General features: G+C 24.0%; 20 protein-coding genes and 1 pseudogene. 7 read left to right on the top strand and 14 right to left on the bottom strand.

Going from position 1 to position 15,599, the window contains the following annotated elements:
* Positions 1-57: 57 nt before the first annotated feature.
* Complete coding sequence (locus ACOBME_RS03265; protein ID WP_419334257.1) at positions 58-1,149, bottom strand: Mbov_0401 family ICE element transposase-like protein; 1,092 nt, start codon at positions 1,147-1,149, stop codon at positions 58-60.
* Positions 1,150-1,274: 125 nt separating this feature from the next.
* Between ACOBME_RS03265 and ACOBME_RS03260 the strand changes: the two genes are divergently transcribed.
* Positions 1,275-1,658, top strand: coding sequence for a lipoprotein (locus ACOBME_RS03260; protein WP_419334254.1), 384 nt, complete (start codon positions 1,275-1,277; stop codon positions 1,656-1,658).
* Positions 1,659-1,683: 25 nt separating this feature from the next.
* Here the strand turns inward: ACOBME_RS03260 and ACOBME_RS03255 are convergent, their stop codons facing one another.
* From ACOBME_RS03255 to ACOBME_RS03200, 12 genes and pseudogenes are all read right to left on the bottom strand, one after another.
* On the bottom strand, positions 1,684-3,966 hold the full coding sequence (locus tag ACOBME_RS03255) for a spiroplasma phage ORF1-like family protein (RefSeq protein WP_419335361.1): 2,283 nt from the start codon (positions 3,964-3,966) through the stop codon (positions 1,684-1,686).
* Complete coding sequence (locus ACOBME_RS03250) at positions 3,959-4,267, bottom strand: hypothetical protein (RefSeq protein ID WP_419334252.1); 309 nt, start codon at positions 4,265-4,267, stop codon at positions 3,959-3,961. The genes ACOBME_RS03255 and ACOBME_RS03250 overlap by 8 nt, the downstream gene beginning before the upstream one ends.
* An 11-nt stretch (positions 4,268-4,278) precedes the next feature.
* Entirely contained in the window at positions 4,279-4,515 is a 237-nt protein-coding gene (locus ACOBME_RS03245) for a hypothetical protein (RefSeq protein WP_004028554.1), read from the bottom strand.
* Positions 4,508-4,789, bottom strand: a complete 282-nt coding sequence (locus ACOBME_RS03240) for a hypothetical protein (protein ID WP_419334250.1) — start codon at positions 4,787-4,789, stop codon at positions 4,508-4,510. Before ACOBME_RS03240 ends, ACOBME_RS03245 begins: the two co-directional genes overlap by 8 nt.
* A gap of 16 nt (positions 4,790-4,805) precedes the next feature.
* Positions 4,806-5,240: a hypothetical protein gene (locus tag ACOBME_RS03235; protein WP_419334247.1), complete on the bottom strand. Its 435-nt coding sequence runs from the start codon at positions 5,238-5,240 to the stop codon at positions 4,806-4,808.
* Positions 5,233-6,246: pseudogene (locus ACOBME_RS03230) on the bottom strand (hypothetical protein). The gene ACOBME_RS03235 and the pseudogene ACOBME_RS03230 overlap by 8 nt, the downstream one beginning before the upstream one ends.
* Positions 6,246-6,449, bottom strand: a complete 204-nt coding sequence (locus ACOBME_RS03225) for a DUF2649 family protein (protein WP_419334245.1) — start codon at positions 6,447-6,449, stop codon at positions 6,246-6,248. The pseudogene ACOBME_RS03230 and the gene ACOBME_RS03225 overlap by 1 nt, the downstream one beginning before the upstream one ends.
* Positions 6,450-6,601: 152 nt before the next feature.
* Positions 6,602-7,042: a DUF3627 domain-containing protein gene (locus ACOBME_RS03220; RefSeq protein ID WP_419334243.1), complete on the bottom strand. Its 441-nt coding sequence runs from the start codon at positions 7,040-7,042 to the stop codon at positions 6,602-6,604.
* The gene (locus tag ACOBME_RS03215; protein WP_419334241.1) at positions 7,035-7,304 is read right to left on the bottom strand and encodes a hypothetical protein; all 270 of its coding nucleotides are present in this window, start codon (positions 7,302-7,304) and stop codon (positions 7,035-7,037) included. The genes ACOBME_RS03220 and ACOBME_RS03215 overlap by 8 nt, the downstream gene beginning before the upstream one ends.
* Before the next feature lie 387 nt (positions 7,305-7,691).
* The gene (locus ACOBME_RS03210; protein WP_338963247.1) at positions 7,692-8,654 is read right to left on the bottom strand and encodes an IS1/IS1595 family N-terminal zinc-binding domain-containing protein; all 963 of its coding nucleotides are present in this window, start codon (positions 8,652-8,654) and stop codon (positions 7,692-7,694) included.
* Positions 8,655-8,764: 110 nt separating this feature from the next.
* On the bottom strand, positions 8,765-8,992 hold the full coding sequence (locus ACOBME_RS03205; RefSeq protein WP_004028563.1) for a hypothetical protein: 228 nt from the start codon (positions 8,990-8,992) through the stop codon (positions 8,765-8,767).
* Entirely contained in the window at positions 8,992-9,141 is a 150-nt protein-coding gene (locus tag ACOBME_RS03200; RefSeq protein WP_004028165.1) for a hypothetical protein, read from the bottom strand. Before ACOBME_RS03200 ends, ACOBME_RS03205 begins: the two co-directional genes overlap by 1 nt.
* 503 nt (positions 9,142-9,644) lie before the next feature.
* Between ACOBME_RS03200 and ACOBME_RS03195 the strand changes: the two genes are divergently transcribed.
* Both ACOBME_RS03195 and ACOBME_RS03190 read left to right on the top strand, forming a co-directional pair.
* A complete protein-coding gene (locus tag ACOBME_RS03195; RefSeq protein ID WP_338963828.1) occupies positions 9,645-10,730 on the top strand; it encodes a DDE-type integrase/transposase/recombinase in 1,086 nt (361 codons plus the stop codon).
* Positions 10,731-11,005: 275 nt separating this feature from the next.
* Entirely contained in the window at positions 11,006-11,320 is a 315-nt protein-coding gene (locus tag ACOBME_RS03190; RefSeq protein ID WP_419334238.1) for a hypothetical protein, read from the top strand.
* Between the two features lie 177 nt (positions 11,321-11,497).
* Here ACOBME_RS03190 and ACOBME_RS03185 read toward each other — a convergent pair whose 3' ends face one another.
* On the bottom strand, positions 11,498-12,331 hold the full coding sequence (locus tag ACOBME_RS03185) for a hypothetical protein (protein ID WP_338963824.1): 834 nt from the start codon (positions 12,329-12,331) through the stop codon (positions 11,498-11,500).
* Between the two features lie 179 nt (positions 12,332-12,510).
* Between ACOBME_RS03185 and ACOBME_RS03180 the strand changes: the two genes are divergently transcribed.
* The 4 genes from ACOBME_RS03180 to ACOBME_RS03165 all read left to right on the top strand — a co-directional run bounded on the left by ACOBME_RS03180 (position 12,511) and on the right by ACOBME_RS03165 (position 15,591).
* Positions 12,511-13,698, top strand: a complete 1,188-nt coding sequence (locus ACOBME_RS03180) for a hypothetical protein (protein ID WP_338963822.1) — start codon at positions 12,511-12,513, stop codon at positions 13,696-13,698.
* Positions 13,699-13,849: 151 nt separating this feature from the next.
* Positions 13,850-14,347: an APC family permease gene (locus ACOBME_RS03175; RefSeq protein WP_419334236.1), complete on the top strand. Its 498-nt coding sequence runs from the start codon at positions 13,850-13,852 to the stop codon at positions 14,345-14,347.
* A gap of 11 nt (positions 14,348-14,358) precedes the next feature.
* On the top strand, positions 14,359-15,177 hold the full coding sequence (locus tag ACOBME_RS03170; protein ID WP_419334234.1) for an amino acid permease: 819 nt from the start codon (positions 14,359-14,361) through the stop codon (positions 15,175-15,177).
* A gap of 51 nt (positions 15,178-15,228) precedes the next feature.
* Positions 15,229-15,591: a hypothetical protein gene (locus ACOBME_RS03165; RefSeq protein WP_338963816.1), complete on the top strand. Its 363-nt coding sequence runs from the start codon at positions 15,229-15,231 to the stop codon at positions 15,589-15,591.
* The last annotated feature ends 8 nt before the right edge of the window (positions 15,592-15,599 follow it).

Raw genomic sequence — 15,599 nt, 5'->3', positions numbered from 1 at the left:
TTCATATTTTAGCACACTAAAAAATAGTTTAAAAAACTAAGATTAAATTATTTTAAATTAACTAAAATTAAATCTCATAATTTTTAAATCTAAAATTTTTTTAAATGTTAAGAATGAAAATGTTTTATTACCGTATCCTAAACAAGATTTTACAACTCTTGAAACATCACTTTCAGCAGATACGCCAATATTTCAGTCTTTATTTTGATTTAAAATACCATTTTTTAAATTAATAAAATACCTTAATTTAATTCTTTCATTCTGTAATGATTTTAAAAAAGTTATAAATTCGTTGTATTTTCCTTGTAAAAACAATTCCTTTGCGTATAAATAATTTTTAAAGGATTCTTTACTACGATTACCACAATATATATTATTCTTTAATTCTCTTATTGCATGAAACCTATCAAATATAAACATACCATCTAAAATTTTAGCAGTTTTTTTAATTCACTTAGCGCTATCCCCACCAATAATTAATTTAATATTTTCATAATTTTTAAAAAATTTCTGAATTTGTTTTTTAATAAAAAACGCATTAAATTCTGCACCCCGAGTTTTCTTATTAAGAAAAAAATAACAATATTTTTTATTTAAAGATTTATTATTTTCTTTTCCAGTATTAAATGAAATTATTCTAACAGTTTGCAAATAAGATTTATTATTTTTATTTTTTAAAGTTACATGGGCATCATCTAAATTAATATATAAATTTTCACAATTTTTCAAATCTATTTTTTTATCTTTTCTTTTTATTAATGCTTTTCGTAAAATACGCGAAATAGATGAACAATGTAATTTACAATTAAACATATCTAATATATCACTATATCTTTTATTTTTTACTATTTCAGCAGTTATTTTTAGTTTTAAATCATTAATTATTCTTTGCCATTTTTTAACTCCAAATTGTTTATCAACAAGAGAAACATATTTTCACTTACCCTTATAAAGATATTTGTAAATTCTTCTCTTATAAATTAATATTCCAAATTCTGTTTTAATTTTTCTAGTTTTTATTTCTTTTACAAAATATTTTGTTTTATCTCGTTTTTTAAAAATTATATCATCAGTTTTTTCTATATTTTCTTTTAACTGATTTAAAGCATTTTCATAAATATTTTCACTAAATTTATTAAAATTAAACATTTTATTATTTCCTTTCTTTATTAAATTAAAATTATTAATTAATATATTTCATAAATTTACACATACTTAAAAAATGTATAATATAATTATGTTAATTATAACATTTCACAGAAAGGGATAAATATATGAAAAAGTTATTAAGTATTTTAGGAGTAATCGGATTAACAGTAACAAGTACAACAACATTAATTAGTTGTGAAAAACCAAATAACAATGAAAACGGGGGAAGTAATAAACCAGAACCTACACCAGAACCACAACAACCGCCAAAAGATAGTAATTGAAAATTAATTACTGATACTACGGGGGAAGGAAATAGTGGTAAAACTTATATTGGAATTTTTGGAAATAAACCTAATGTTCATATTACAAGTTGAAAAGGAATTGAAGGCGAAGGACTTTGACATTTATATCAATATAAAGCAATTTATCGCTGGGATGGCGTTCGTGAACCACAAATACCAGCAATTAACTCTAATACTGGTGAAATTACAGATTGAAAAGATTAAAAAGGAACTTAAAAATAGTTCCTTTTTAAATTAATCGCACAAATTTCATAAAAATAATTAATAAGAATAAATTAGTTATTGTACTATAAAGTGCAGGACTAAATTTTCATACTTCGAATGTTTGACTAAAAAAACTATATATTGTTTGAAAAATTTTACCAACACCACTCGCTAGTTCGTTTACTTGTTTTATACCGGGTATATTATTAACTATTCAAATTGCCGCATTTCTGATATGACACGCTAAATTATATCAACTACAACTTTCATATTGTGCTTGTCATCATTGACTATCAGGAAATAATCCACCATTATTTATTTCTTGTCAGTTATAAATACCAAAATTAAAATCATAATAACGATACATATCATTTTCTTTTTGTGCTTGTAACTCAAAAACATTATAACCGATTTTTTGTTCTTCCATTTTCTTATATTTTAAACCATATTTATCTTTCAAAGCACCTTCAAAAACATAACCCTCATTTTGATTAATATTATAATCATTTGCAACAGAAAAATCATAGTTAAATACATCTCCATAATTAGTGTTATAAAACCGATTTTTATAAGCAGAATACATCTTAAAATCTAATGATTTATATTTATCAGAAAAATAAAAATATCGTGGGTAAATTTTAAAACCATTATTTGCTAATAAACCATATTTTTTATTATATCCTTGTGTATAAGTATTATTTTCTAAATCAAAAATTGTTCTTAAATAATCCTTATAAAAATTTTTAGATATAACAAACATACTATTTAATAATTCTTTAAATTTATCATAAGAAACTAAAAACTTTTTCTTTCGTTCTTCAAATTCTTTTTTCTCTTTTTCGGTTTTTAAAACTTTTTTATTATTTTCAAATTTATAAATATAGTTATTGTAGTCATCGAAATATTTTATTGATCTTCCATTTTCATCTAAAATAACATCTTTAAAATTTTCTAATTTTAAACCAAAAAAATTAATTAACACAGTATCATATTGTAAATTATCAATATAACCACTTTCAATAAAATTACTCCGATTTTGAAAAGCAGGTACCAAAGCATATGCAAAAAAAGATTTTAAAAAGTTATTAATATCTATTTGACCTTTCATCTGTTCAAAAACTTCTTTACCAGTATTAGGACTATTACCTTGATAATAATTATATGTTTCAGCACTAAAATTAAAGATATTTTCTTTATCTTTCATAAAAGAAAATAAAAACCCTAAATCATCGGTATACCGATAGCTATTATAATCATATCCATTCCAATATTGTTTAAGATGTATTAATTCTAAACTACCAGCAATAATATTATTATCTTTATTAATTGTTAAAACCATCCGATAAATTGATTTTTTAGTTAAAATAGTACCAGTACTAGACTTATCCAAATTATTAATAATTTCAAAATCAAAAATTATTCTTTGTGTTCCAACAATAGAACTCTCATAATCGGGATTACCACCTTGCTGAACTCTAATATTTTCTTGAATAATAACATCTAAATATATATTTAAAAAATCTTTAACTTTATTTTGATTTTCAATATTTCAATCTGTAATTTCACCAGTATTAGAGTTAATTGCTGGTATTTGTGGTTCACGAACGCCATCCCAGCGATAAATTGCTTTATATTGATATAAATGTCAAAGTCCTTCGCCTTCAATTCCTTTTCAACTTGTAATATGAACATTAGGTTTATTTCCAAAAATTCCAATATAAGTTTTACCACTATTTCCTTCCCCCGTAGTATCAGTAATTAATTTTCAATTATCTTCAATTAATTTAACTGATTGTAAATCATTTATATTTGTTTTTACTTTATTTAAAATTGATGTTAAATTATATTTATTTGCAAATGAATAAACAAAATTTGTTAATTCTTTTAAAAATTGTTTTTTATCAACATCATAGAACTTATCAATATTATTCTGTTTAGAATAAGTATTTCAATTTTTATACAAATCCATAAATTTATCACTAGGTTTATCATAAGAAATACCAGTTGAATAACTATCCTTTAAAAAATCTAAATATCATTTATCGTTATAAGTTAATGATTTTGATGTTTTTAAAGTAGGATTAATAAAATAATTGGTATCACTTCAATTTTCGAAAAAAGTACTGCGTAAAAACATCGTATTAATAAAATCAGTTTCATTAATACCAGTTTCTACACTTCGCTTTGTTCTTGCTTTTTCTTCTGTTTGTTGTGATTGATGGTTTTGTTGTAATGTCATCGCCCCTAACGAGAAAAAAGAAATCAATAAAATTGGTATAAACGAAAATAATACTAAAAACTTACGCATCATTCTCTAACAACTTATTTTTACGATTTTCTTTTATTAATTTGATAATTTCATTAAATAAATAACCATAAAAATAATGAATTATTAAGATATATCACAATATATCAAATCATAAACCATAAATTATATAACCATTTATACCAGCATATTTCTCTTTTAATTCTTCAATCGTTAAAACTGTATCTAAAATACATACAAGGGTTAAAGAAAAACTTATAATAAGATATAAAATTAAATCAACCCAAGAAATAAATAAACCATTTTGTTTCTTTTCTTTTTTATTTTCTACATTACTTTTCATAAATTCAACTCCTAACTATACAATGTTTTTGAAATAATAAAACCAATAATATATAAACTTGATATTGTTAACATTAACGGATGACTAAATAAAATCGCCATTTTACCAAAAATAGATAATAACCAAGTATCAGAGTTATATAAATCCATAATAATATTTTTTGCTGATGTCAACTGATTAATAATAACTGTAATAAATCCAGTACCGAATATAGCGATTGCCGCTACCAATAAAACTAATTTAATCATTGCTTACTTCACCTTTCTTTTGATTTTTAATAACATTATTGAAACGTTTTCAAAACTCAATAATACTAATTAAAAAAAACGCTAAACAAATTCAAATTAAGAAATATCCAAAAAACATTAAAAGTCCAATAACACCAAAACTTTTAAAAAGAAATCTAAGTTTTTCAAAATCATAATTAAAATAAAACAAAACAATTCCTAAAAAATTACATAAAATAAAAATTAATGTTTTTCATCATCATTTTTTTAAAAATTTCAAAATTTTATTTTTCATATTTACAACTCCTTACTTATTTTTTTATTCTTTTAGTACTATGAATTCTTTTAAACCCTTGTTCTCTTGTTTTTGCTTGTTTTGCTAAACTTGATAACTGTTGTTTATTGCGACTAACTTTAAATTGTTTTCGTTCTTTAATATGTTTTTGTAAACCTTGTTTAGTACTAGAAACACCCCGAACAGTAGCACCGTATAGTTTAGAACTATTGATAACACCGCTTTTAACCGTTGAACCCAAATCGTTATAATTAGTTGATGTTCCGTGAATAGCATAAATTGATAACTTAATAACCATAAAAAAGATTAAAAAATAAGCAATTGTTATATTTGTCATTGGCAATTTAGTATTTCAAATCACATCAAAAACAAATAAAAAAGTATCAAAAATAAAACTAAAAATCTTATTTCAATTATCATTATTCACACTTTCACTTAATAAATTACTCATTTTTTATTTTTCCTTTCCCTTTTTTTGCTTTTAAATTTTCTTTCAAAATATCAATATCAAACAATTCTAAGCGTTGTTTATTGTTTAATTTTGATATATCTTTTCAAAAGTATTCTTTTTTATTAATAACTTAATCATTTTTTAAATCACGAACAAAACTTAATCAATGACTATCATATTTATTGGCAAATTCAAGCGGAATAATTATCTTAAAAAACCGAATTCCTAAACCAACATCTGATTTATGTTTTGCTCTTTTACCTTCTGCTGTTCGTTCTACTGATTTTGTTTTTCAAATTTCATAATCCGTAATATCTTGGAAAATACCAATTCGCATAACAAAACTACGATTAAAAATATTACCTAATTTAGATTTAACGGGTTTTTTCAATGAAATCGGAATAATAATACCGCTTGCTAAATGACGAATATTATTTCACACCATACCCTCACGCTGTACGGTAAAAATCGCTCTATTTTTAAAATGTCTTGCTAAAACAATTCACACACTTTTACCACCGTGAACTTTTTTAACTTCGTGGGGACTAGTTCCATCAATATATAAAAAACTCTCATCAAACAAAATTAAACTATCATCAGGTGGTACTAATTTAGTTCTATCAGTAAAATCTAAGTTATTAAAAGTTAAAAGTTTTATTGCATCATCTTCAATTGGATAATTACTATAAATTTTCTTCGTTAAAAGTTTCATAACTTGTGATAAAAAAGTTAAAAGTAATGTTTTACCAGTTCCTAATTTACCAATAATTACGGATAATGGATTATCTCAAATAAAGTAAACTAAACGAAAAACATTTAACTGATAAAAAACATTTTTTCAAACTCATCAAATAAAATATACACATTGTAAAGCAAATAATAGTCAAAATACTAAACCAGTATAATTTAATGAAATTATTCAAAGTAATAAATAAATTAAACTAAACAAAACCATTGAACCACTAATATAACAAAAGTTTATTAGAAAAAATGCAAACTTTTTCATTATTTAAAATATCCAACTATTTTAAAAATCATTCACAATAAGAACCAAGTTAAAAACAAAATTACAATTCAAACACCAACCATCAGAGTTAAATATTCATTTTGAGTTAAATTTCAAGTTGTAATAGTTTCAACATTTGTTTTATCTATAAATAAAAAGACATGAATAAAAAACTCTTTTAATTTTTCTCAATCATTTTGCATTTTTAAAAACTCCACATTTTCTGAATAAGTTTAAAAAACATTCCAAAAAATAAAATAATAAATAATACAAACGATATAACATATAAAAATTCAGGGGCATTTGAACCAATAATATAACTAACAAATTGAACTCAATAATCGTATAAACTCATTTAATTTAAACTTTCTAAGTCATTAATTAATTGTTGTACTTTTTCATCATTTCAATTTATTAAATTACTATTGTTATTAGTTGTTTTTACTTTTTTAGGTTCATTTGAAAATAATGCTTTGTGCATACTTTTAAAATAATTTTGTTTATATTGATTATACAAATTAATTAATTCTGTTCCAGTTAAATATTTTCAAATATGGCGTTTTAAATTTTCATCATATTTTACAATAGGATAAGAATTATCATAAATTAAACCGATTGCTACTTGTTCTGAGTGTTTTTCACTAAGATAAATAAACTTATTACTTAATCAAAAACCAATATGGCGATTATGATTAGGTAAATTTATAAAACTTGCTTTATCTGTTTCAAAAGGGATTAATTCCTTAGAAATAAAATAATTTGCTATATTTTGATTTTTCTTAACAAAATTACTCAATTTTATCAACTCCTCTTTTAATTAAATTTTCATTATATTTATAAAAATATGTTGCATATAAAAATTGAATATATATAATGAAAATATTTAAAGTTAATATAATTAAAATTGAAACATGAAATATTAAATCTCCTTTATCTAATGAATTGTTTAAATATCTTGTAACTAAATAATATAAAACTCAAATTACAAAAGATAAAATAATAGAAACAAACAATGAAACCAAAATAGTAAATAATAAATTAGTTTTATTAATTTTCATAAGATAATCTCCTAACTAAATATTTATTTAATAAACAATGTTATATTTAATGTTTATATATTGCTTATTTATTGATAAAAACATTGATTATTAACAATGTTATACATAATGCTAATATATTGTTTATTTAATGTTTAATAAACAATGTTATTAACAATGTTAAATATATAAAATAATAAAAATTGGCACACTGAAAAACACTATTAAATTTTAAAGTAATAGTTATTATAAAATAAATTAATAAAAAATGAATAAACTAGTGTGCCTTAGTTTTGTTTAAAATAACTCTTTAATTTTGTCGAAAACTCTTGATGAAATAAAAAAAATCATCAATATGACAATTTGAAAACTAATTTTGTGTAAGATTATGATTTTGCTTTAAATTTTTTAAACGTTAAAATATAATACCGTTGATTGTTGGTTTGGTGTTAAACCTTTGTGTTGGTATTTTCATTTTCAGAGCTTTAAATAATTTTGAATATTAGTGAAACCCAAACCATGATAATGAATTAAGGCTTCTTTAAGACTGGATTGTAATTTACTAATCTTATTTAACTTTTGATAACTAGTATCAGGGTTTGTACTAGTTTTGGTGGAATATAGAGTAGAATTTGTTTGTTTTGCTACTAATAAATATAGTGGTTGCATATCAGAAATAATTATTGATTTTTCTTTAATTAGTTGCTTATTCATATTTTCAATAATCCATTGTTTTTGTAATCTTTTGGTATTGGTGGATTGAACAAAAATATTATTATTGCTATCAACCGCCATTTGAATACAGCATTTGGTATCAGTTGAAAATGGATCGAGATGAGTTTTTCGTTTATCAAATTTATCTTTAAAATTGCCTTTATGAATTTCTTTAATAAATGTTTCATCCATTTGGATTTGACCATTTAATTTTTTAAATTTTAACTGTGTATTTTCTAATTGTTTTGATTGCATTAATTTTTGTCGATTATATCAAGCGGTTTTTGGGGTTGTTTTAATAAAACGAGAAATTATTTTACTAGATTGTCCTAACAATGAAATTTGAATTAATAAATTTCACTGTTCATAATTTAAATGACTTCAATAAGTAAAATGATGACGAAATGCATCAAAACTAGCACGACATTTTTTACATAAATATTTTTGTTTTCCTTCGGAATTATGACCATTTTTAACACAATGAAAAGATTTGCAATTAGGACATATAATGCCTTTATCTCTAAATTTTTGATCAATTTCATTTAAACGTTTTTGTTTTTTAATTAAGTCTGCTTGTTGTTTTATTTTTTCATAAAATTCTAAAAATTGATCATCTGTTAAGCTATTTATTAATTCTGTAATTATTTTTTTCATCATTTATTTACCTCTATATATTAAAAATATACCTAATTTTAGGTATATTTTATAAATATCAAGAGTTTTCGACAAAATTAAAGAAATAACTTAGAATATAGTATTATATTCTATTAAAATCCTTTAACCATATGACGGAAAAAGTTTAATATCTTAATAATAATAAATAATCCAAATGGAATTAAAATAATTCACGCATCACCTAAAAAGGTCATTAATTGCGGTAAAATACCATATACGGCATCTTTTACTTTACCCATTGCATTACCTAAACCAGTTCAAATGGAATTCATTCCATCACCAAAACCGATTTTTGTAACTGTTTCAGTTAATAAATTCATTATTTTCTATCCTCCTTTTTTTCAAGTTCTTTTTTTTCTTTTTTCTTACCTTGAATTTGTCGAATTTTTTGATAAATTGATAAACCAATTCACGCAAAAATACCTAACAAAATCAAAATACTAAATATTCATGTTAATCATACTGGCACGATATAACTCCTTTCATAAATTAAAAAATTGAAATTTGCAAACTCGCTCCGCTCGTTGTCGCTTTGCTCCACTTAAAAAACATTATTGAATAAATTATCCGCTAATAAATTACGCGGAATAATTTATTCTTTTACTTTTTAATTTCAATATCTTTTACAATCTTATTGACAGTATTAATAACAATATCTTTACCATACTTTTTCACTAATGACCGCAAAATTAAATATTGCTTTGTTTGCATAATTTCAACCTCCTATAATTAACTTAAAAAAGTTAACTAAATTAATAGTTAACTTTTTATGATTTGGCATTTACAATTTACAAGTAATAAAACTACAATTTTTACATTTTTTTAAATCTTCGGCTAGGTTTATTAAGTCATACATAATATTTTCTCTTCTTTCTTTATAAATTGTAAATAATAACTAATAAAAAGTTAATTAATTTCAAAATGTTATAATTAGCATAATTTAATATATATTTTTAAGGTGGGTGTAAATTAATGAAATATATTATTAATAACTCTAATTTAAGCGATTTACAAGCAAAATTGCAAGATTTTTTAAGTAAAAATTATAAAAATAAATATTATAAAAGAATAAAAACAAAAATATTTGCATATATTAATTTATGTAAGGAGTTTTTTCTTGAAACTAAGTTGTTATTAAAAGATTTAATTAAAAAATATTTTAAAAATAAGTTTTCAACTTTTTATTACTGAGCAAATAAAATTTTACTTGCATATGCAAATAATAATTTTGAAGATTTATTATTAAAATCAACAGTTCCTAATAATATTAATTATCAATATAGTAATGATGTTCGTGAAAATATCTGTGATTTATATTTTGAATATTCTGATAAACGTGCTGGTGGTGTTTTATCTTTGTATTATAATTTAAAAAAAGGAATTAATGGTGAAGAATTAAAAAATAAAGCACCTAAAAATTTAAAAACATTTTTTCGTTGACTTAAAAAAGATAAGCGTTGATTAAAAATAAAAAATAAAATTAAAGAAATTAAAAGACAACATCCAAGATATGAAGTTAAAGAATTAGGATTATTACAAATGGATGCTAAATATTTTATGCCAAGTAAATTTCCAGTTGAAAAAAAGTATTATGTTTATGATTTTATTGATGAAAGAATTAGAGGAGTATTCGGTTATATTTATGATAAATTATGTACTGAAAATGCTATTGATGCTGTTAAAAGAGCAATTATTGATTTTAAAAAAATATTTGGTATTAAAATAACACGGATTAGAACTGATAACGGTTCTGAATTTATTAATAGTCATCGTAATAATCAAAAAAGTAGTGTTAAAGAAACTACTTTTACTCAATTTTTAACAGATAAAGATATTTTGCATCAGACAACACCGGTTCGTTCTCCACAATCAAACGGTAAAATTGAAAGATTTCATCAAAATTATACTAAGTTATTTGTATTTGGTGAAAAAATATTGGATTCAGTTAGTTTACAAAATAAATTAAATGATTACTATTATTTTTATAATTTTGAAAGAGTGCATAAATCTTTGAATTTTCAGACACCATTTCAATTTTTAACTAATTTAACTAAATAATTTAAAATTTATAAAGTTTTATTTAAACTATTTTTTAGTGTACCAATTTTATAATTTTTATTTATATATTTATCATTTTTAATGATATTTTTTTATTTTAAATTATATATTTTATTATTTTTTCTTGTTTTCTTGCAATCTCCAAAATGTGTGTGGTATACCACATTATTTTAAATATTTTAATAATGTTCTTCTTAGTGTTTTTAGTTGCTGGTTCATTAAAAAATATTTACATTGTGCAAACGATTAATATATTAATTTTTATTTTTTCGTTATTGTTCGGTGATTTTTTAATTGATTTATCGTATGCAACAACAACACCAGCAATTATCATTGGTTATTTTATTCCACAAAAATATATTACTTGAATTGTTTATATATTTTACACACAAAGTAATTATAATTCGAATGGGTTTTTCTTAATTGTCCCTTCTGTTGATCGGAACTTAGCACTTACATCAATTTACCAACCAATTTTTGGAACTTTAATTTTTATTAGTACAATTAGTGTTGGTTCATACTTTGCTTTTGTCACTAGATTTAAAAGGTATGGTTTACTGGTTTTTACCAGTAAACCCTTATTTATTTAACCTTTATTACTGAAATCTTTTTTGCTTCAGAAAATTACTTTCTTTTTTAAAGAAAGGTTTTTATTATGGTAAAGTTAACAAAACAAGATCGAAAAAGGACATTAAAAAATAATTAAGATGAGTAATAAATAGATTATTCGACAGTATTAATTTTATTTATTTACATAAAAAAATGCATTATTTTGAATAATGCATAACATAAGTGTTGAAATATAAATCTTGTGGCTTAAAACCTAGTTCTTGGTATAGGGGCACTTTATCAATTGGAGCAACTATTCCTACACTTTGATATTTTGCTTTTTGGGCTTGATTTAATAAATGGTTTAACATTTTTTTCTCATCATTAGGGTGTTCGTTATCATAACTAATAATTTCACCAATCACAGCAAGTGCTGCTTCAAAATAAATAATACCAGTTACTATTGGAACATCATCTTTTTTTAATGTTGCAACATAACAAAGATTACAAGTTTGGTCCAAAGCAGCAGTACTTGTTGGTGTTGGTAAATCTTTTAACGGTAATTCATTGTCATTAACAATCTTAAGATTATTAGCACTGGTAAGTTTCGTATCATTAATTTCTTTTAAAGCTTTTAGATCTGTTGCAGTAATAAATTTTTCATTTTCTGATAATTCAACTGTTGTGGAAAAGGTTGTGAGATTTAATAACATTCCGTTCCCAGTTCGCCAATGATTTAATCCGCTTTTTTTAAAAAATGATCGTTCACCCTGAGTATTATCAATTGTAATGGTACATCAGATGAAGGGTGTTTTTTCTGAATAAAATTCATCAATAATTTCACCAGCTTTTGCGAATTGTTCTGATGTTGTTAAATGAAAACTAACAACCCCATTAGTGCTATCTTTTAGTTTGCGCGTATCAATTTGGTAAAATAAATTACTGTTATCAAACTTTGTTATTTGCAAATCATTATCATGCTTAGGGTCAATGTTGTAATTTATATAACTCACAATTAACTGGTTTAATTTTTCATTGTTAAAATTAAACATTTTAAATCCCCCTCTTTATTTGAATATAATTTTATCACTTTTTCTAAACATAGAAAGTCTTTTTATTAAGATTTAATATTATTTCCTAATCTTTTTCGTTATATTTACTTGTGATTTAGGGCAAAAAGGGCTAGAATATAAGTATTATATTGACTGTGAAGGAGTTTTGGCATATTTAAATGGAATACCCGGGTACATTTTTATTTACGTTTAGCTACGTTAATTTTACTGAGCTTATTTCTATTACTTGATTTAATAATGGCAATTTATTATCCACAACCAAAATTTGCCCATTTGGGGGTTACGGAGAACGGGTTTCAAATTATTATTCATTTTTTACAACGCAAACAAACTATATTGTCGCCTTATATTTTTTCTTATATTTATTTGAATCAAAATTTAAAAATACAAAGCCGCATTATATTATTCAATTAGCAGTTACAACATACATCACTATTACAATGTTAGTTTTTTGGATTGGAATTGTTGGTCAAAAAGATCAAGCGCATCAGTATCGTCCTTATCATTTGGTTGCAACAATTATTTTACACTTAATTATGCCAGTAACAATGATTACTAGTTATGTTTTAACATCAGGTGACCATTATTACTATTATGAAGATCATCATAAAAAATATTTATGATTAATTATGTTATATATGGTGTTGTATTTAACAATTATTCTTTTACGGGGGACTTATCGTCATTTAGATGGTAAAGATCCGAGTACATTATTTCCATACTTTTTCTTAAATTATTTCCAGCCCGGTGGGGATATTATGGTTGCCACCGCGTTGGTTGTCATTTGTGTTGTTGCCGTGTCATTACAATACTTTTATATTTTTATTAATAACTTATTGTACTTCCGTTACTATCGTAATAAGAATGTTAAAATTGTACCAATTCAATATGTGATGCACACTAATAAGGTCACAATCACTGGTTTTATTATTGGTATTATTGTGTTAACTTTTAACATTGGAATCAATATTCTTTATGTTATTTCTGCTTCGCTGCATAAAATTGTGGATGATACAAGAAGTATTGAAATTATAAATCAATATCAAATTGATGACCATGTCTTAATTGCCTTTATTTTTATTTCCTTCTTAGCTTTAATTGGATTTATTACTTGTTTTGTTTTTGCATTACGTGGTAAAATTGGTGCACGAATTGCTGGCGCATTATTAATGATTGCATTGATGTTCTTTACATGAATTTGAGTTGTTGGACCAATCTTCTGTTTAGTTACAGCGTTAATTATTTTCAATGGATATGAGAAAGTAACGGACATTACATTAGTAGAAACACATAATTTACGCCAATTGAAAAAAACAAGAAAGGCACAGAAAAAGTTAGCTAAATAACATTTATTTTGAAAATAATTTGTTAGTTACTAAGTAAACATTAAAAAGTTATTTGTTATAATTAAAAAAATTATTGACTTTATTAAAAATATTTGAAAAAACGATATGATATTTTTAGATTTAAAAAAAATTAGAAAAGAGGCCATAAAAAATGAAAGAACAAAAGAAAACAACTGCTCAGAGCAAGAAGTTTAGTTTGCCAGAATTAGTTTGATTAGGATTTAATTATACTTGTGGGATTGCTTTTACTTCAGTTTATGCAACAATGATGTTTTCAGAAGTCGATAAAACGGGGCAGTTTTTAGGGATGCATATGATTTGAATCTTCTTAGTGGAGGGGTTAGTGGCCGGAACTTGTGCGTGAGCATTTAATAAGTTATCAAAAGTACACCCCGCTGGGAATGGTGCTAGTTATATTTATGTTCGAACAAACTTTGGAAAATTTTGAGGATGATTAATTTCATTCTTACAATATATGACATTACCAATTATTGTTACATCACAAATTGTTTCAATGATTCGTTTAAATTTTGTTGGTTCAGGAACGTTTCTTGATACAAAAGATATTTTAGGCAATTGAGCAAACTTAATTTGAGATGCAATTGGAATTGCTATTTATATGTTAGTGTCATGTGTACATTATTCTTAGGAATGCGTTTATTGAAACGTTATTTAAATGCTTCTAGTTATATTAAATGAGGTTCAACAGGATTATTGATTATTGCGTTGATTACCCTATTTATTATTAATGGAACTTCTGCGTGAGATTTTAATGCTAGTCCAAAGTACACCACCTTAAATCCAACTAATTTTTCAATTGCTTTTACCTCGTGTTTCTTTTTCTTTTTAGGGTTTGAAACATATGCCACAATTGGAAAAAATGTTCGTAATCCAGAACGCAATATTGGTCGTAGTATTATTTGAACAATTGCATTAGCAATTATCTTTTATGTTGTTGTTACCATCTTAATGTTAGGAGCAGTTGCGGGCGCATTTACTAATAATCCAAATTTACAAATTTTCCGGTTATTAGGTAATCATGTTGGACAGTGAATTTATTATGCTGGTGTTATTATTATGTTAATTTGTACTATTTCGCTAAAAGCAAATGCGGGAATGCAAAATGCGTTATATTCAGGGGCGATTTTAGAACCATTTGCCGTGGAAGGGTTAATGCCAAGTAAATATAAAGAATTAAATAAAGATAGAATTCCTTTTAAAGCTTCGTTTTTAAACTTAATTATTACTTTTATCTTTGCAATGATTTGATTATTTATTCCTGATATTATTCAAGGTGCAACGGGTGGCAATGCTGTCTTCTCGTATGCTGCTATTACTGGGGAAGCATCATTAATTATGATTATTATTTATTCGTTTGTGATAATGGTTGCTTTAAAGTTAGGATTTACGAAAAAAATGCGGGTAAAGGTTTGAGAAATGATTGCTTGATCATTAGTATTAATTTTCTTAATTTGATAATTTGTGCAATTCTTTGTTGACTTAGGACGCTCATATCATACTGCAATTAATTTGTTAAATACAGGTGCTTCAAAAAGAATTGCAACGATTGTATCAAATACATTAGAAATTGCTTATATTGTCGGAATGATTAGTTTTGCTGTTATTTGGTATTACACATACTATTGAAAAAAATATCAAGCACGATTAAAAACTAATCCACAATTACAAGCGACTTTAGATGCTCTCTTTACGGTAACAGATGATTGAAATTATGTTGTGAAGGAAATTCAAACTGAATTAGATCGTTATTTAGTTCGAAATCAAAAAATTTATCAATCTAAAGATAATCCAAATTATCAGGATGCTAAACATATTCGCCAGGAAGCTTATCAGGCTGAAGGGGATTTACAAGAACCTGACAAAACAGAATAAAATTAAAT

The organism is Spiroplasma endosymbiont of Sarcophaga variegata (genome assembly GCF_965178695.1).
Taxonomy (GTDB): domain Bacteria; phylum Bacillota_I; class Bacilli_A; order Mycoplasmatales; family Mycoplasmataceae; genus Spiroplasma; species Spiroplasma poulsonii.
The sequence above is the reverse complement of the archived record's forward strand: the minus strand, read 5'-3'. Positions and strand labels throughout refer to the sequence as shown.